Source organism: Streptomyces sp. HUAS TT11 (genome assembly GCF_051553595.1).
In the GTDB taxonomy this organism is placed as follows: Bacteria; Actinomycetota; Actinomycetes; order Streptomycetales; family Streptomycetaceae; genus Streptomyces.
On sequence record NZ_CP196184.1, the window covers coordinates 7,603,974 to 7,620,148 of the forward strand.

Annotated in this window: 17 protein-coding genes; 3 read left to right on the plus strand and 14 right to left on the minus strand. The window is 71.5% G+C overall.

Annotation, left to right across the window (positions count from 1 at the left end):
* Window positions 1–119 precede the first annotated feature (119 nt).
* The 8 genes from ACSHXN_RS34085 to ACSHXN_RS34120 form a co-directional block, all read right to left on the minus strand.
* Window positions 120–479, minus strand: a complete 360-nt coding sequence (locus ACSHXN_RS34085; RefSeq protein ID WP_438304847.1) for a DUF4326 domain-containing protein — start codon at window positions 477–479, stop codon at window positions 120–122.
* Window positions 480–507: 28 nt separating this feature from the next.
* Window positions 508–1,290 (minus strand): SGNH/GDSL hydrolase family protein, encoded by a 783-nt coding sequence (locus ACSHXN_RS34090; protein WP_355132776.1) that lies wholly within the window; start codon window positions 1,288–1,290, stop codon window positions 508–510.
* Window positions 1,291–1,385: 95 nt separating this feature from the next.
* Entirely contained in the window at window positions 1,386–2,417 is a 1,032-nt protein-coding gene (locus tag ACSHXN_RS34095; protein ID WP_355132774.1) for a hemolysin family protein, read from the minus strand.
* Window positions 2,414–3,739 carry a hemolysin family protein gene (locus ACSHXN_RS34100; protein ID WP_355132772.1) on the minus strand — a complete coding sequence of 442 codons (1,326 nt, stop codon included), beginning with the start codon at window positions 3,737–3,739 and terminating at the stop codon, window positions 2,414–2,416. Before ACSHXN_RS34100 ends, ACSHXN_RS34095 begins: the two co-directional genes overlap by 4 nt.
* Window positions 3,740–3,904: 165 nt before the next feature.
* Window positions 3,905–4,330: a GNAT family N-acetyltransferase gene (locus tag ACSHXN_RS34105; RefSeq protein WP_438304850.1), complete on the minus strand. Its 426-nt coding sequence runs from the start codon at window positions 4,328–4,330 to the stop codon at window positions 3,905–3,907.
* A gap of 57 nt (window positions 4,331–4,387) precedes the next feature.
* Window positions 4,388–5,278 (minus strand): LLM class F420-dependent oxidoreductase, encoded by an 891-nt coding sequence (locus tag ACSHXN_RS34110; protein ID WP_438304852.1) that lies wholly within the window; start codon window positions 5,276–5,278, stop codon window positions 4,388–4,390.
* A 44-nt stretch (window positions 5,279–5,322) separates the two neighbouring features.
* Window positions 5,323–7,890, minus strand: a complete 2,568-nt coding sequence (locus ACSHXN_RS34115; protein ID WP_356111173.1) for an ABC transporter permease — start codon at window positions 7,888–7,890, stop codon at window positions 5,323–5,325.
* 7 nt (window positions 7,891–7,897) lie between these two features.
* Window positions 7,898–8,707, minus strand: a complete 810-nt coding sequence (locus ACSHXN_RS34120; protein WP_355133003.1) for an ABC transporter ATP-binding protein — start codon at window positions 8,705–8,707, stop codon at window positions 7,898–7,900.
* A 214-nt stretch (window positions 8,708–8,921) separates the two neighbouring features.
* Between ACSHXN_RS34120 and ACSHXN_RS34125 the strand changes: the two genes are divergently transcribed.
* Window positions 8,922–9,176 carry a toxin-antitoxin system HicB family antitoxin gene (locus tag ACSHXN_RS34125; protein WP_355132764.1) on the plus strand — a complete coding sequence of 85 codons (255 nt, stop codon included), beginning with the start codon at window positions 8,922–8,924 and terminating at the stop codon, window positions 9,174–9,176.
* Window positions 9,177–9,180: 4 nt separating this feature from the next.
* Complete coding sequence (locus ACSHXN_RS34130) at window positions 9,181–9,555, plus strand: fic family toxin-antitoxin system, toxin component (RefSeq protein WP_355132762.1); 375 nt, start codon at window positions 9,181–9,183, stop codon at window positions 9,553–9,555.
* On the opposite strand, the gene ACSHXN_RS34135 is transcribed toward ACSHXN_RS34130, so the two are convergent.
* From ACSHXN_RS34135 to bioB, 4 genes are all read right to left on the minus strand, one after another.
* Complete coding sequence (locus ACSHXN_RS34135) at window positions 9,556–10,218, minus strand: class I SAM-dependent methyltransferase (RefSeq protein WP_403845768.1); 663 nt, start codon at window positions 10,216–10,218, stop codon at window positions 9,556–9,558.
* Between the two features lie 143 nt (window positions 10,219–10,361).
* Complete coding sequence (gene bioD / locus ACSHXN_RS34140) at window positions 10,362–11,078, minus strand: dethiobiotin synthase (RefSeq protein WP_355132760.1); 717 nt, start codon at window positions 11,076–11,078, stop codon at window positions 10,362–10,364.
* Window position 11,079: 1 nt separating this feature from the next.
* On the minus strand, window positions 11,080–12,360 hold the full coding sequence (locus tag ACSHXN_RS34145) for an adenosylmethionine--8-amino-7-oxononanoate transaminase (protein ID WP_355132758.1): 1,281 nt from the start codon (window positions 12,358–12,360) through the stop codon (window positions 11,080–11,082).
* Window positions 12,353–13,540, minus strand: coding sequence for a biotin synthase BioB (gene bioB, locus ACSHXN_RS34150; protein WP_355132756.1), 1,188 nt, complete (start codon window positions 13,538–13,540; stop codon window positions 12,353–12,355). Before bioB ends, ACSHXN_RS34145 begins: the two co-directional genes overlap by 8 nt.
* 147 nt (window positions 13,541–13,687) lie before the next feature.
* Between bioB and ACSHXN_RS34155 the strand changes: the two genes are divergently transcribed.
* Entirely contained in the window at window positions 13,688–14,815 is a 1,128-nt protein-coding gene (locus tag ACSHXN_RS34155) for an 8-amino-7-oxononanoate synthase (RefSeq protein ID WP_355132754.1), read from the plus strand.
* 143 nt (window positions 14,816–14,958) lie between these two features.
* Here ACSHXN_RS34155 and ACSHXN_RS34160 read toward each other — a convergent pair whose 3' ends face one another.
* Together ACSHXN_RS34160 and ACSHXN_RS34165 are read right to left on the minus strand one after the other, a co-directional pair.
* Window positions 14,959–15,183 carry a DUF397 domain-containing protein gene (locus ACSHXN_RS34160; RefSeq protein ID WP_355132752.1) on the minus strand — a complete coding sequence of 75 codons (225 nt, stop codon included), beginning with the start codon at window positions 15,181–15,183 and terminating at the stop codon, window positions 14,959–14,961.
* 9 nt (window positions 15,184–15,192) lie between these two features.
* On the minus strand, window positions 15,193–16,053 hold the full coding sequence (locus ACSHXN_RS34165; protein ID WP_355132750.1) for a helix-turn-helix domain-containing protein: 861 nt from the start codon (window positions 16,051–16,053) through the stop codon (window positions 15,193–15,195).
* Window positions 16,054–16,175: the final 122 nt, after the last annotated feature.

Below are 16,175 nucleotides of genomic sequence, written 5' to 3' on the forward strand. Positions count from 1 at the left end.
TCTACTGGCGATTCGTGCAGGCCAGCGCCATGGGCCGATTCGGCGGAAACCACGAGACCTGCGTCACTGTGGACGGCTCCCCCGCAGCGGACGCGTGCGGGACTCGTGGTGCCCGGGTCCTACGACCGGTGCCCGGGGTCCCCGGGGCGGTCCGCGATCTCCGCCAGGATGTCGCCGTGGCACGGCTCGGGCGTGCACCAGCAGGCCAGTGTCCTGCCGCGCAGCGCGGGGACCAGCTCCAGCAGATCGGGGCGGGACCGCAGGTGCTCCCGGTACTTGTCCATCACCTCGGCCCGTGTCCCGTCGCGCTTCTTCTGCGGGGTGTCGATCTGCAACGGGTTGTACAGCGGGTGTCCGGGGAGGTGCCAGCCGCCCCTGACCATGCGGCGGCCGATGTAGACGACGTCCGCCGGGCCGTCGTCCAGTGCGGGGCCGAACTCCTGAAGGCGGCCCTTGAGGTTGATCACCGTCGTGGTCATGCACGGCCCCCTTCGAGGCGTTCCGTTCCTATACGGCGGGTCCCTCGTACGGCAGCAGGTCCGGGCGCTTGGCCGGGAGGCCGTCGCCGGACGAGCGGCCCGTCAGCCTGCGGCCCATCCAGGGCAGCAGATGCTGCCGGGTGAAGTGCACGTCCGCGGTCCGGCGGGCGAGCCAGTTCGGCGGTGCGGACGGGGGCAGCGGTGTACGCCACTCCGTGTCCGCGGCCTCGTACCCGAGGGTCTGCCATACCGCCTCTGCCACCCGGCGGTGCCCCTCGTCCGTCAGGTGCAGCCGGTCCACGTCCCACATTCGGGGATCGGAGAGCGACGCCGCCCCGTACAGGTCGACCACGAGGGCACCGTGCCGCTGTGCGAGCTCGTCCACGCAGGCGAACAGCTCCTCCATGCGGGGCCGGAAGCGCTCGAGGACCGGGCCCTGCCGGCCGGGGCTGCGCATCAGGACCAGCTGCTTGCACGACGGTGCCAGCCGCTCCACGGCCTCGGTGAGCAGGCCTCGGACCCGGCCCATGTCGCACCTGGGCCGCAGCGTGTCGTTCAGCCCGCCGACCAGGGTGATCACATCGGCCTGCATCGCGGCCGCCACATCCACCTGCTCGTCGACGATCTGCTTGATCAGCTTGCCGCGGACCGCGAGGTTGGCATACCGGAAACCGGGCGACCGCGCCGCCATCCGGCCCGCGAGGACATCGGCCCAGCCGCGGTAGGAGCCGTCGGGCAGCAGGTCCGACATGCCCTCGGTGAAGGAGTCGCCGACGGCGACCAGGCTGGTGTACATGGGGTTCGTCTGCATGGCGCCGTTGATGGTATCCCGCGCGCATACCCGCCGGTCGGTCGCCCCGCAGCCTCCCCGACGGCTCGAGCCCGGCCCGTCGGGGAGGGGGCGTGTCAGCCGACGGTGCCCGGCTCCCGCGGCTGTCCGAACAGCTCCCGCAGTACGTCTTCCATCGTCACCAGCCCGGCCAGCCGGCCGTCCTCGCCGTTGACCGCCGCGAGGTGCGTACGGTTGCGGCGCATGGCGGTGAGCACGTCGTCGAGCGGGGTGTCCTCCCGCACCCGCGGGACGGCACGGATGTCCCGCAGCCGGAACGGCTCGTCGGGCGCGGACGCGTCCAGCGCGTCCTTGACGTGCAGATAGCCGATGATCCGCCGGTTCTCGTCCACGACGGGGAAGCGCGAGAACCCGGACTCGGCGGAGAGCCGCTCCAGCTGATCCGGGGTGACGCCCACATGTGTGTAGACCACGCGTTCCAGCGGGACGACCACGTCCCGCACGGGCCGGCGACCCAGTTCCAGGGCGTCGTGCAGTCGCTCCTGGGCGCGGTCGTCGATGAGCCCCGCGGCGGTGGAGGCCTTGACCAGCCGTGCCAGCTCGTCGTCCGAGAAGGTGGCGGTGACTTCGTCCTTGGTCTCCACACGCAACAGTGTGAGCAGGGTGTTCGCGAAGGTGTTCACGGTGAAGATCACCGGACGCAGGGCCCGGGACAGTGCCACGAGCGGGGGGCCGAGCAGCAGCGCCAGGCGGACCGGCTCCGCGAGCGCGACGTTCTTCGGCACCATCTCGCCGAAGAGCATGTGCAGATAGGTCGCCAGGGTCAGCGCGATCACGAACGACACCACACGGCCCGCTTCCGGTGGGATGCCCACCGCATGGAAGACGGGTTCCAGCAGGTGTTCGATCGCGGGTTCGGCGACCACACCGAGGACCAGGGTGCACAGGGTGATTCCGAGCTGTGCGGCCGCCAGCAGCGCCGAAACGTGCTCCAGGCCCCACAGCACACTGCGGGCGCGCCGGTCGCCGGCTTCGACATGGGGTTCGATCTGGCTGCGGCGCACGGAGATCAGCGCGAACTCGGCGCCCACGAAGAACGCGTTCGCGACGAGGGTCAGCAGACCGATCAGCAACTGGACGACGGTCACGGCTCCCCCTCCCGCTCCACGACCGGCGCGTGCATGAGCACACGCGCGGCCCGGCGCCCGGAGGCGTCCACCACGTCCAGGCGCCAGCCGGCGACCTCCACGTGGTCGTCCTTGGCGGGTATGCGGCCGAGCTCCGCGGCGACGAGTCCGGCGAGCGTCTCGTACGGGCCTTCGGGCACCCGCAGCCCCACGCGGGCCAGCTGGTCGGTGCGGGCCGAACCGTCGGCGAGGTACAGCGTGCGGCCGGTGTCGTCCGTGCCGGCCGGGGCCAGGTCGGGCGCCTCCTGGGGGTCGTGCTCGTCGTGGACCTCGCCGACGACCTCCTCGACGATGTCCTCCAGCGTGACGACCCCGGCGGTGCCGCCGTACTCGTCGATGACGACGGCCATGGTGTTCTTGCCGGAGAGCCGGTCGAGCAACCTGTCGACGGTGAGGGACTCCGGGACGAAGAGCGGTTCCCGCATCACCCGGGCGACGGAGCAGTGCTGCCGCTTCTCGGCGGGCACGGCCACGACGTCCCTGATGTGCGCGATACCGACGACCGAGTCGAGGTTCCCGCGGTAGACGGGGAAGCGCGACAGACCGCTCGCGCGGGTCGCGTTCGCCACGTCCTCGCACCGGGCCTGCGCCTCGAGGGCCATGACCTGGACGCGCGGCGTCATCACGTTCTCGGCGGTGAGATCGGCGAGGTTGAGGGTGCGGACGAACAGTTCGGCGGTGTCCGCCTCGAGCGCGCCCTCCTTGGCGGAGTGCCGCGCGAGTGCCACCAGTTCCTGGGGGCCCCGCGCGGAGGCGAGCTCCTCGGCCGGTTCGAGACCGAAGCGGCGTACGACGTGGTTCGCCGTGTTGTTGAGATGGGTGATGAAGGGGCGGAAGGCGGCGCTGAACAAGCGCTGGGGTGTGCCGACGCGCCGGGCCACGGCCAGGGGCGAGGAGATCGCCCAGTTCTTGGGCACCAGCTCGCCGACCACCATCAGGAACACGGTCGACAGGCCCGTGCCGATGACCAGGGCGAGGGACGTGGCCGCGGAGCGCGACAGTCCCAGCGCTCCGAGCGGGCCGGCGATCAGCTTGGCGATCGACGGTTGGGCCAGCATGCCGACCACGAGGTTGGTGACCGTGATTCCGAGCTGGGCGCCGGAGAGCTGGAACGTCAGGCTCCGGACGGCCTTGAGGGCACCTGTGGCGCCACGCTCGCCGCGCCGGGCCGCATGCTCCAGGGCGCTGCGTTCGACCGTGGTGAGTGAGAACTCCGCCGCGACGAACCCACCGCAGGCGAGTGAGAGCAGCACCGCCACCAGCAGGAGGAGCACTTCGGTCATCGGGTCACCTCCGTCCCATGATCGGCCAGGGACGCGGGGACCGCGCGAGGTCGGATACTGGGAGGCTCGCCCATCGGCGGACGCTCACACCTTTCCATGCTGGGACGAGTTGACCCGTCCGGGGGAGGGCAGGACGCCTCCATGGTAAAGGATCGGCAAAGTTGCTCAGTCCGCGAGGGGTTTCACCCAGCGACGCCAGTGTTCCTCGGGCGTGTACCCCGACGACCGCCATGCGTGATGGGCGGTCGTGTTGCGCTGAAGGACCATCGCGTCCCCCCGGCGCCCGCCGAGCCGGACGAACCGTTCCTCGGCGGCGGCCAGCAGCGCGGAGCCGATGCCCGAGCGTCGCCGCTCGGGATGCACGGCGAGCCGGTACAGATGGCAGCGCCAGCCGTCGAAGCCCGCGATCACGGTGCCGACCAGAGTGCCGGCGTCCTCGGCCAGGATGAGCGCCTCGGGATCGCGGGCGACGAGGCCCTCCACACCGTCCCGGTCGTCGCTGATGCCCGTGCCCTCCGCGGCCGTCTTCCAGAAGGCGAGCACGGCGTCCAGGTCCTCGGGGCGCGCGGGGCGTATCCGCAGATCGGTCATGCGGGGATCCCATCACGGAGGGAGGCGGCGGACGCGGAATTTCCGGCATGCGGACGGCTACTTTCCGCGCAGGGACTCGATCACCGGCGCGAACGCCTCCATGTACGGCTCCAGAACCGTGAGATACGAGAATCCGAAGCGTTCACGCTGGGCCCGCACCCGCTCGACGATCTCCGCCAGGGGGCCGGCCAGGACGACGGGAAGCGCCAGAGCCCCCTCGAGGGTCAGGTCCGGGTTGCGCCCAAGCAGCGGACGGACCACACCGGCGGGGTCGTCGGTGACGGCCACCATCTGGATGAGCAGATTGAGTTCGGCGGGCTCCTCGCGGCCGGCCGCGAGCCGCCGGTACAGGGCGACGCGCGCGTCGAGCTCCTCGGCCGGGAGCGGGACCAGCCGGCCCGTCGTGCTCCCGGCGACCGGGCGCGCTCCGGTGAAGGCCGCGATGTCGGCGTGCTCCGCGGCGATCCTCAGCATCCGGTCGCCGTTGGCACCGATCAGCAGCGGCACGCGCGGCTTCTGCACCGGCCGCGGCAGATGCGTCTCCGCGCCGAGCAGCCCGTCCAGCTCCCGCACCGTCCGGTGCAGATGATCCACGCGTTCGCCCGGCGAACCGTAGGGCAGTGCGGCCGCGTCGTGCTCCGACTGCACGTATCCGGTGCCGAGGCCCAGCTCGAGGCGGCCGCCCGTCAGCGCGTCCGTCGTCGCCACCTCCCGCGCCAGCAGCGCCGGATTCCAGAAGCCCGTGTTCAGCACGAACGTGCCGACCCTGGGACGCTCGGTGGCGTCCGCGGCCGCGACCAGGGCGGGGAACGGCGCCGGCCGGCCGAGATGGTCCGGGACCAGGATGACGTCGTAGCCCAGCCGCTCGGCCCGGCGGCACTTGGCGCGCCACTCGCCGACCGGTGCGGGCTCGAGCAGGTTGACGCCGAAGCGGAACGGGCGCGGCATGAACTCTCCTCAGCGGGACGCGACTTGAGTACATGCCGAGTACATCATTCGTGTGCGATCGCCGCCAGCACATTCATGCGCGACGCGCGCAGGGCGGGCAGCAGCGCCGCGACCACACCCACGACCGCCGATCCCACGACCACGGCGACGATCGTGCCCCACGGGATCTCCAGGGCCTTCATCCCCTGCAACGCGAGCACCTGCTGGGTGCACACACCCCACACGAGGCCCAGGGCAAGACCGAGCACGGCACCGAACACGGCGATCACCACCGACTCCAGCCGGATCATCCGCCGCAGCTGTCTGCGGGCGAGCCCGATCGCGCGCAGCAGCCCGATCTCGCGGGTGCGCTCGACGACCGACAGGGCAAGGGTGTTGACGACTCCGAGCACCGCGATGACGATCGCCAGGCCGAGCAGCGCGTAGACCAGGTAGAGCAGCACGGCGATCTGGTCGTGCACCAGCTTCTTGTAGTCGGCCTGGTCGCGGACCTGGACCTGGGGGTACGGGTCCAGGGTCTTCTCCAGGCGGGTGCGCAACCCGTCCTTGGGGGTGCCGGGTGCGGCGTTGACGTACAGGCCCGAGTCCTGCCCGTCCGGCACGTACTTCTGGAGCGTCGCCATCCCGAAGTAGAGCCCGCCCTGGGTGCCGAAGCCGCCGGACCCGCCCTGGTCGGTGAGCGCGCCGACCCTGAGATCGGCGTGCCGCCCTGCCGGGAACGTGACGGGGACCGTGCCGCCGATGCGGACGCCGTGACTCGATGCGAACTTCCTGTCCATCGCGAGCGACCCGTCCGCGAGCGCGGCGGCGGTGTCGCCCCGGGTGTAGGCGATGTGGGCGACATCGTCGAGCCGCGGGTCGTAGCCGGCGGCCGTCGACTCGACGCGCTTGCCGTCCGGCAGCTGCACCGCGACGGGCGTGAACCGCTGGCGCACCACGAGCCCTACGCCCTCCGTGGCGCGGACCCGCGCGGTGATCTCCTGCGGGAAGGGCCGGAAGTTGCTGTTCTGCACCACGAAGTCGGCGCCCAGCGTCTTGTCGATCTGCTGGTCGAACGACGTGGACATGGACGCGCTGGCCACCGACATCCCGCCCACCAGCGCGAGTCCCACCATCAGCGCCGACGCGGTGGCGCCGGTGCGCCGTGGGTTGCGCAGGGCGTTGCGCTGGCTCATCCGTCCGACCGAACCGAACAGGGCCGGGAAGGCGCCGCCGAGCACCCGGATCACCGGTCGTACGAGCAGCGGTCCCGCGATGACGGTCGCGACGAGGGTGAGGACCACTCCCAGTCCCAGCAGGGAGGCCGCGGGCGCGGTCTTCGTCGCCCGGGCGCACCCGGCCAGCGCGGCCACGCCGAGCGCGCCGACGATCGCCCCCGCCACCGCGCGCAGCTTGAGCGGCCGACCGACACCGGCGACCTCGGCGTCGGCGAGGGCCGCCATGGGGGACACGCCGGCCGCGCGCCGCGCCGGGAGGTAGGCGGCCACGAAGGTCACCCCGACCCCGACCACGTAGGCGGCGACCGGCGTCGTCCAGCCGATCACCATCTCGGTGGACTTCAGGTTCATGCCGAAGGCGCTCATCAGCCGGATGAGTGCGGCCGCGAGCCCGATGCCCGCGGCCAGCCCCAGCGTCGAGCCGACCACGCCGAGCAGCAGCGCCTCCGTCAGCACCGACCGGCGCACCTGCCGCCGGTCGGCGCCCAGGGCGCGCAGCAGCCCCAGTTCGCGGGTGCGCTGGGCGATGAGCATGGAGAACGTGTTGACGATGAGGAACACGCCGACGAGCACCGCGATGCCGGCGAATCCCAGCATCACGTACTTGATCACGTCCAGGAACGTGCCGAGTCGGTCGGTGTCGGACTTGGCCTGTTCGCTCGCGGTCTTCAGGTCGTAGGCGGGGGAGCCGAGGCGTGCCGCGATCCGCTGTTCGAGCCGGGCGTCGCTGACGCCCGGCGCCGCGTCGACCGTGATGCTCGTGGCCGCCCCGGGACTGCCCAGCAGCCTGGTCTGGGCGGTCGCGGTGTCCAGGAAGACCAGGGCGGCGCCGGGGTTGGTGGTGGTGAAGGTGGCGATGCCGACGACCCGCACCGTGAACGAGCCGGGCCGGGCCAGGACCGTGAGCGTGTCGCCGATCGCCACGTGCTTGTGCCGGGCGGTGTCGGCGTCCAGGAGTGCCTCGCCGGGGCCCTGCGGCGCATGGCCGGAGGTGAGTTCGACCGGGCTGCGCTCGGTGACGTACCAGTTCTTGGCGATGGTGGGGGCGCCGGTCGTGGGTCCCACCGGGTCGTTCCTGCTGTCGACGACCGTGAGATCGGTGACGGAGGCGTCCACATGGGTGGCGGCGACGCCGTCGATCCCGGCGATCCGCGCGGCGAGCGAGGCGGGAAGCGTCGGTGTCACCCCGGACGGGATCTGCGAGGTCAGATCCTCCTTGGGGCTCACCGTCACGTCGGCCGCCGTGGAGGCGAACAGCCGGTCGAACGTCCGGGTGACGGTGTCCGAGAAGATCAGGCTGCCCGCGACGAACGCCACGGACAGCACGATGGCGAGCGCCGAGAGCGCGAGCCGTCCCTTGTGCGCGAGGAAGCTCCGCAGAGTCGCCTTGAGCACGGCGGACTCAGTCCCCGGGGCCTGACGCGTCGCCGAAGGCCGCCCGGATCGTGTCGAACCGCTTCATCCGCTCGAGCACCGCCTCCGCCGTGGGCCGCTCCATCTCGTCCACGATCCGCCCGTCCCCGAGGAAGAGCACCAGGTCGGAGTGGGCGGCCGCACCGGGGTCGTGCGTGACCATGACGACGGTCTGCCCCAGTGCGTCCACCGCCTCCCGCAGGAAGCCGAGCACCTCCAGCCCGGCCCGGGAGTCGAGGTTGCCCGTCGGCTCGTCCGCGAAGATCAGCTCGGGGCGCGAGGCGAGTGCCCTGGCGCAGGCGACACGCTGCTGCTGCCCGCCCGACAGCTGTGCCGGACGGTGCTTCAGCCGGTCCCGCAGCCCCAGCGTGTCGATCACCTGGTCCAGCCACTTCGGGTCGGGCTTCTGGCCCGCGATGTCCATGGGAAGCGTGATGTTCTCGGCGGCGTTCAGGGTCGGGATCAGATTGAACGACTGGAACATGAACCCGATCCGGTCCCGGCGCAGCCGTGTCAGCTCGCGGTCCTTCAGCCCGGTGATCTCGGTGTCGCCGAGCCACACCTGACCGGCCGAGACGGTGTCGAGTCCGGCCAGGCAGTGCATCAGCGTGGACTTTCCCGATCCCGAGGGACCCATGACGGCGGTGAAGCGGCCGCGTGCGATGTCCACGTCGACCGCGTCGAGGGCGAGCACCGTCGTCTCGCCCGAACCGTACGCCTTCGTCAGGCCCCGGGCGCGAGCGGCGGTGCCGTCCGACCCCGAGCGGCCCCGGGCGTGCTCGGCAGCAGCAGTGGACAAGACCGCCTCCTCGTTGGTGGACGTCCCCACGTTCCGGTCTCCCTGTCCGCAGAGCGTAGTGTGATGCGGCGCACACCCGGTATCCCCCCGAAGTCCAGACACCCCTCCACCGAAGGTCGTGCCCCTGAGGCCGGTGTAAGGGGCACCTTCCACTCCGCGGTGGAGGCCCGTCGCCCTCTTGCCGGTGCTAGCGCACTCGCGCTAGCGTCTATGTATGGCGAAGACCCAGCTGAACGTGCGGGTGGACGAGGACACCGCCCGAGCCGCCCGTGAGCGCGCCCTGGAGCGTGGCATGAGCGTCAACCGGTACATAGAAGAGCTGGTCCGGCAGGACACCGGAGAGGCCGGCCATACGTTCGTCGAGGCCGCCGCCGACTTCATGAAGCAGTACGAGTCGGTCTTCGCGGAGGAGTTCGGCGCCGCCCGGGGCGAGGGTTCGGGCGCACAGCGGAGCGAAGGTCGTCACTGAACCGTTGAACGACCTCTCCATCGACCTCGCCTGGCTGCTGATGGTCGCAGAACAGAAGACACCCGGCGACCCGCAGGTCACCGACTGGGGCGCGCTGGTCGCCGCGGTGAGCCGGCACGACGCGGAGATATTCGGCGTCCCGGTCTACGACACCCCGTACGCGCGCGCCGCGGCCCTCCTCCAACTCCTGCTGCACGTCCCGGCGCTGGAGCGGTCCAACGCACTGTTCGCCTCCGCCGTCGCCTACGGCTATCTGGTCGCCAGCGGCGTCAAGGTCGTCACCTCGGCGGAACAGGTGCGCGACCTCGCCCGGCTGGTCAAGGGCGGTGAGGCGTCGGTCCACGACATCGCGCGGGAACTGCGGCAGTGGAGCCTTTGACTAGTCCTCGGCGCCGGGCCGCCGCGCCGTGCCCAGGACGCAGTACGAGGAAGGCAGCCGGGGCCCCTTCTCCGGGACCAGCACCCGGCGGTAGGGGCCCGGTTCGAAGCCGGCCGACCTGATCGCGGCGATCGGGTCCCGGCCGACGTGGCAGTTGCCGAAGAGCCGCGGCCACACGGTGCGGTCCAGCGTCCTCTGGGTCACCTTCATCAGGCGCCCGCCGCCCCGGCCGTGTTCGAAGAACCGCAGCTCCCCACCCGGGCGCAGCACCCGCCGTATCTCGGTCAGGGCACGCGCGAGGTCCCGCACGCTGCACAGCACCAGCGAGGCGACGGCGGCGTCGAAGGCCTCGCTCTTGACCGGCAGCGCCTCCGCGGCGCCCGGCACCACGTCCACCGGCACGTCGGCGCGCAGGGCGGCGGTCGCTGCCAACTGCCGCAGCGCACGTTCCGGTTCGATGGCGACCACCTCGGCCACGGTGTGCGGGTAGTGCGCGAAGTTCAGACCGTTGCCCGCGCCGATCTCGATCACCCGCCCCGACAGACCGGCGAGGAGTTCGTCCCGGTGCGGGCCGACGGTGCGTTCGGCGGCCACGCTGCAGCGGGCGTAGAAACGTGCGAACAGCGGGTGGTGAACGATGTCCTGGGCTGCGCGAGGCGGCATGACGGGCCTCCCGGAGGGCGGGCGATACCGGGATTCTCCCCCGGATACGCCGGGCACACGCCCGCCCGGCCTTACGGCGAAGGGCGAACCGTCACTTCGTCGCGCCCGCCGCCCGGTGGCACGACATGGTCACCGGCCCGCCGCTACGACGCGAACTCCGAGGTGAACGCGCCCGCGTCCCATGTCCCGCCCAGCCGCGGTGCCAGCCACCCCGGCGCCGCGGCGCGGAAACCGGCCGGTGGGTGCGTCCCCGCTCCGGCGGGCAGCGCACCGAGCAGGGGTGATCCGGCGACCACCGGCAGGTCCGCGAGATTGCACCGTGAGGCCAGATCGGCCGCGACGGGCCAGCTGCCGATGACCACGCCCGCCAACTCAAGGCCTCGCTGCCGCAGTTCACGTGCGGTCAGTTCGGTGGAGTTCAGTGTGCCGAGACCCGCCGCAGAGACCACGAGCACCGGAGCGGCCAGCAGCCGGGCCGCGTCCGCCAGAGTTCCGCCCTCGTCGTCGAACCGCACCAGCAGTCCGCCGGCCCCCTCGACGAGCACGAGATCGTGCCCGGCGGCCAGTTCGGCCGCCGCCTCGGCCACCTCGTGCGGCCGCACGGCCCGCATGCCCGCCCGTCGTGCCGCGGTGGCCGGGGCCAACGGCTCGGGATAGCGCGCCAGTTCCCGGGTCGTCACGGCGCCGGCGAGCCGGGCCACCTCGTCGGCGTCCCCGCGTTCGTCGGGCCGCACCCCCGTCTGTGCGGGCTTGAGGACGGCCACCGACCGGCCCGCGGCGAGGGCCGCCGCCGCCACGGCAGCCGTCGTCACCGTCTTGCCGACTTCGGTGCCGGTCCCCGTGATCACCAGTACGGACATCTCAGCCCTCCCGTGCCGCCGCGCGCATCGCGCGCGCGATCCGTGCCACGTCCGCGTCCCCCGTGACATAGGGCGGCATCGTGTAAACGAGGTCGCGGAACGGGCGCAGCCAGACGCCCTCCCGCACCGCCGCCCGGGTGGCGGCCGTCATGTCCACCTCGTGGTCGAGCTGGACGACCCCGATGGCGCCGAGGACCCGCACCTCACGCACGCCCGGCACGGCCGCCGCCTCCGCGAGCCCCTCCGTGAGACCCGTCTCGATCCGCTTGACCTCCGCGTGCCAGTCCTGGCCGAGCAGCAGCTCGATCGAGGCACGGGCCACGGCGGCCGCCAACGGGTTTCCCATGAAGGTGGGCCCGTGCGCGAGCACCGGAACCTCTCCCCGGGAGATCCCCTCGGCCACCCGCGGGGTGCACAGTGTCGCCGCCAGGGTCAGGTAGCCGCCGGTCAGGGCCTTGCCGACGCACATCACGTCCGGGGTCACCGCCGCGTGGTCCGCGGCGAACAACGCGCCCGTGCGGCCGAACCCGGTGGCGATCTCGTCGAACACCAGCAGGACGTCGTGCGCGTCGCACGCCTCGCGCAGTACCCGCAGATAGGCGGGGGAGTGGAAGCGCATGCCGCCGGCGCCCTGCACCACGGGTTCGACGATCACCGCGGCCAGTTCGTCGGCGTGACGCGCGATCGTGTCGCGCAACAGGTCGGCGTAGGACTCCTCGTAGGCGGCCGGCGGTGCCTCGGTGAAGAGCTGCCGCGGCAGGACGCCCCGCCACAGCTCGTGCATCCCGCCTTCGGGGTCGCACACGGACATCGGATGCCAGGTGTCGCCGTGGTAGCCGCCCCGCCAGGTCAGCAACCGCTGTTTGGCGGGGCGGCCGAGCGACCGCCAGTACTGCAGGCACATCTTGACCGCGACCTCGACCGAGACGGATCCGGAGTCCGCGAGGAAGACATGCTCGAGACCGTCGGGCGACATGTCGACAAGGAGCTTCGCCAGCCGGACGGCGGGCTCATGGGTGAGCCCGCCGAACATCACATGGCTCATCCGCGTCAGCTGTTCGCGCACGGCCTCGTTCAGCACCGGGTGGTTGTAGCCGTGGATGGCCGACCACCACGACGACATGCCGTCGACCAGTTCGCCGGAGCCGTCGGCCGGACGCAGGCGCACTCCGCTCGCCGACTCCACGACGAGCGGCTCCTGCCGGCCGGGCATGGGACCGTACGGATGCCAGACGTGCTGCCGGTCGATCGCCAGCAGTTCGTCCACGGACAGATCAGGCATTGGGCGCGAGATCCGTTCCGGCGCCCCGGCGGCGGACGGCGACGAGATCGGTGCGGGGCTCGCCGGCCTGCGGCGCGGAGTCGGACCCACCGGCGACGCCGTCCTCGTGGGCCCCGCACCCCGCGCCTTCGTGGGCTCCGCATCCGGCGCCCTCGTGCGATCCGCAGCCACCGGACACACGGTGCTCGGGCAGCGTCAGCCGGTCCGTGCCCTCCACCTCGAACCCGGCGTCCGCGATCATCTCCAGGTCGGCCCTGCCCGCCTGGCCCTCGCTGGTCAGGTAGTCACCCAGGAAGACGGAGTTGGCCAGGTGCAGGGCCAGCGGCTGGAGCGTGCGGAGGTGGACCTCGCGCCCGCCCGCGATACGCACCTCCACATCGGGGCACACGAACCGCACCATCGCGAGGATCCGCAGACACCGCTGCGGGGTGAGGTTCCACTCCTTGGCGAGCGGGGTGCCCTCGAAGGGGATCAGGAAGTTCACCGGAACGGAGTCGGGGTCCAGTTCCCGCAGCGCGAAGACGACGTCGACCAGGTCCTCGTCGCTCTCACCCATACCGGCGATCAGTCCCGAGCAGGCCGACAGGCCGGCGGCGTGCGCCTTGTTGACCGTGTCGACGCGGTCGGCGTAGGTGTGGGTGGTGGTGATGTCCCCGTACGTCGCCTCGGACGTGTTGAGGTTGTGGTTGTAGGCGTCGGCGCCGGCCGAGTGCAGCCGTTCGGCCTGGCCGTCGGAGAGCAGGCCGAGGCAGGCGCACACCTCGACGCCCTCGTTCTGCTCCTTGATGGTCCTGATGGTGTCGGAGACCCGGTCCACGTCCCGGTCGGTGGGCCCGCGGCCGCTCGCCACCAGGCACACCCGTTTGGCCCCGCCCGCGACACCGGCCGCCGCGGCCCTGGATGCCTCCTCCGGCTTGAGCCAGGTGTACTTGAGGATCCCGGCCTTCGAACCGAGCCGCTGGGAACAGTAGGAGCAGTCCTCGGGGCACAGGCCGGACTTGAGGTTGACGAGATAGTTGAGTTTCACCCGTCGGCCGAACCAGTGGCGGCGCACCTTGCCGGCCGCGGCCACCACATCGAGCACGTCGTCGTCGGAAGTGGCGAGGACGGCCAGAGCCTCCTCGCGGGTCGGCAACTCGCGCCGCAACCCCTTGTCCACCAGCGTGTTCAGCAGGTCCATGGAGACCGATCCTGTCCTACCCGAGGGGTCCGGGCCAAGGAGACTTCGCACAACAGACTCCGTTCGACGTGTGGGTATTGCCACACCCTGGGTGGCTGGTCGTCCCGCTAGTGTCTGTGCACTGCCTACAAAAGACCCGGAGGACCCATGGCGTTCGGCTGGATCGACGAGCAGGCGCGGGCACGCCGCCGAGCGGGACTCGTGCGCACGCTGCGCCCCCGCGCCGCCGACTCCCCGCTCCTCGACCTGGCGAGCAACGACTATCTGGGTCTGGCACGCCACCCGGAGACCACCGAGGCGGCTGCGGAGGCGGCCCGGGTGTGGGGCGGCGGCTCGACCGGCTCCCGGCTCGTCACCGGCACCACCGAGCTGCACGGCGATCTGGAGCGCGAGCTCGCGGAGTTCTGCGGTGTCGAGTCGGCCCTCGTCTTCTCCTCCGGATATGCCGCCAACCTGGCGGCGGTCACCGCACTCGCGCCGCACGGCTCCCTGATCGTCTCCGACGCGGGCAACCACGCCTCGCTCATCGACGGCTGCCGGCTCGCGCGGGGCACCACCCAGGTCGTCGCGCACGCCGATCCCCAGGCGGCCCGCAAGGCACTCGACACCCACCGCGGGCCCGCCGTCGCGGTCTCCGACACGGTGTTCTCGGTCGACGGCGACGCGGCCCCGCTGGCCGAACTGGCGTCCGTCTGTCGTGAGTACGACGCCGGCTTGGTCGTCGACGACGCCCATGGACTCGGGGTGCTCGGCGCCGGCGGACGGGGTGCCGCGCACGCGGCGGGCCTCGCGGGCGCGCCGGACGTGGTGGTGACCGTGACCCTGTCGAAGTCGCTGGGCAGCCAGGGCGGCGCAGTCCTCGGGCCTGCGCGGGTGATCGACCATCTGGTCAACGCGGCCCGGACGTTCATCTTCGACACCGGGCTCGCTCCGGCCGCGGCGGGCGCGGCGCTCGCGGCGCTGCGCCTGCTGCGCCGCGAGCCCGAGCGTGCACAACGGGCCCGCGCGGTGGCGACGGCGCTGTACGCACGTCTCACGGCCGAGGGCCATGAGGCGGTGCGGCCGGACGCCGCCGTGGTCTCCGTGCGGGCGCCCTCCCCCGAACTGGCCCTGCGGTGGGCGGCGGACTGCCGCTCGGCGGGGCTCGCCGTCGGCTGCTTCCGCCCACCGTCGGTGCCCGACGGGATTTCACGACTGCGACTGACCGCTCGCGCCGACCTGACCGATGAGCAGGTCGAGCGCGCCGTACGTGTGATCGGCGAGACGCGGCCGTGAGTCGGCGAAACGGCCGTGCATCGCGCGTCGTACGGGTGGTGCGCCCGGAGTCGTAGGCAGTCGTGAGGGAGTGATCGCTACGGAAGTGACTCGGAAATCAGCGGAAATTTGGCTGATATATGCCTGAGTTGCTTCGAAGGTGATCAGCTCAGTCCGGTCAGAAAATCCTCCCAGGCGTCGGGGGTGAACAGCAGGGCGGGGCCGGTCACGTTCTTCGAGTCGCGCACGGCCACAAGTCCGGTCCAGCGCCCGGCGGTCGGCCGCGCGGTCTCCACGCAGTTGTTCATTCCCGTACTCCGGCTGCTGCGCAGCCATCGCACGCCGTGCAAGGAGGTACTGGCGGGGATGTGCCGAGGCAGTGCTGACATGGTGCCTCCTTATGCTTCGCCGGCCAACGCGGCGATGTAATCCAACGAGTCCTCGGGTGAAAGGGCGTGGATCTGAAGGGCGTCGAAGGCCTCGCTGTAGGCCTGGAGGTCTTCTTTCCGCTCGAGGTAGAGGCTACTCGTCAAGTGGTCGAGAACGACGACATCCAGATCAGATCTGCTCGGAAATGAGAAGATTACGAAAGGCCCGGTGACCCCGATGTGTGCCCCGGCGGCGAACGGCAGGACCTGAAGCCGCACCTGCGGCAGCCGGGCCGCCTCCCGGAGCCGCTGCAACTGGTGCGCCATCACCTGCGGGCCCCCGACCACCCGGCGCAGCACCGCCTCGTCCAGGACGGCGGACAGTTCGAGCGGGGGATCCGCACGCAGTACGTCCTGGCGGGCCAGCCGCACCTCCACCAGGGTGTCCAGCTCGGCCTCCTGAAGCGCGCCCACGGCGGCCCGGGTGACGGCGCGCGCGTACTCGGGCGTCTGCAGCAGCCCCGGCACCACGGAGGTCTCCAGCGTGCGCATCCCGCTCGCCTGCGACTCCAGACTGATGAAGTCGCGGTAGGTCGGCGGCAGCACCCCGCGGTACGCGTGCCACCAGTTCTGCCGCCCGCCGCCGTCCTCGGAGCCGGCCAGTACGAGCAGCAGTTCGCGCAACTCGGGGTCCTCGGCACCGTACGCGTCCAGCAGCAGACGCACATCGGTCGGTTTCACACCGCTGGCACCCGTCTCGATCCGGCTCACCTTCGACTGGTGCCAGCCGACGAGAGACGCGGCCTCACCACTCGTGAGCCCCGCCCCGGTCCGCAGGGCACGTAATTCGGTGCCGAGTTTGCGACGGCGCACCGCTGGTCCGTACTGCATGGCCGACTCCCTCCGCATGGCGCGCGGTTTTCACGGCGACGGTAGAGGATGCGTCCGTCACCCACCCAAATACGGTCGGTCGTCGCAGAGTTCACCGCTTCGGGCGACAGATATATGCATAT

What these genes read in the sequence shown, in the direction of transcription:
- ACSHXN_RS34160 (WP_355132752.1), bottom strand. Translation starts at nt 15,183, where the DNA reads ATGTCAGCACTGCCTCGGCACATCCCCGCCAGTACCTCCTTGCACGGC.
- ACSHXN_RS34100 (WP_355132772.1), bottom strand. Translation starts at nt 3,739, where the DNA reads ATGACCGAAGTGCTCCTCCTGCTGGTGGCGGTGCTGCTCTCACTCGCC.
- ACSHXN_RS34125 (WP_355132764.1), top strand. Translation starts at nt 8,922, where the DNA reads ATGGCGAAGACCCAGCTGAACGTGCGGGTGGACGAGGACACCGCCCGA.
- bioB (WP_355132756.1), bottom strand. Translation starts at nt 13,540, where the DNA reads ATGGACCTGCTGAACACGCTGGTGGACAAGGGGTTGCGGCGCGAGTTG.
- ACSHXN_RS34155 (WP_355132754.1), top strand. Translation starts at nt 13,688, where the DNA reads ATGGCGTTCGGCTGGATCGACGAGCAGGCGCGGGCACGCCGCCGAGCG.
- ACSHXN_RS34145 (WP_355132758.1), bottom strand. Translation starts at nt 12,360, where the DNA reads ATGCCTGATCTGTCCGTGGACGAACTGCTGGCGATCGACCGGCAGCAC.
- ACSHXN_RS34110 (WP_438304852.1), bottom strand. Translation starts at nt 5,278, where the DNA reads ATGCCGCGCCCGTTCCGCTTCGGCGTCAACCTGCTCGAGCCCGCACCG.
- bioD (WP_355132760.1), bottom strand. Translation starts at nt 11,078, where the DNA reads ATGTCCGTACTGGTGATCACGGGGACCGGCACCGAAGTCGGCAAGACG.
- ACSHXN_RS34135 (WP_403845768.1), bottom strand. Translation starts at nt 10,218, where the DNA reads ATGCCGCCTCGCGCAGCCCAGGACATCGTTCACCACCCGCTGTTCGCA.
- ACSHXN_RS34165 (WP_355132750.1), bottom strand. Translation starts at nt 16,053, where the DNA reads ATGCAGTACGGACCAGCGGTGCGCCGTCGCAAACTCGGCACCGAATTA.
- ACSHXN_RS34105 (WP_438304850.1), bottom strand. Translation starts at nt 4,330, where the DNA reads ATGACCGATCTGCGGATACGCCCCGCGCGCCCCGAGGACCTGGACGCC.
- ACSHXN_RS34085 (WP_438304847.1), bottom strand. Translation starts at nt 479, where the DNA reads ATGACCACGACGGTGATCAACCTCAAGGGCCGCCTTCAGGAGTTCGGC.
- ACSHXN_RS34090 (WP_355132776.1), bottom strand. Translation starts at nt 1,290, where the DNA reads ATGCAGACGAACCCCATGTACACCAGCCTGGTCGCCGTCGGCGACTCC.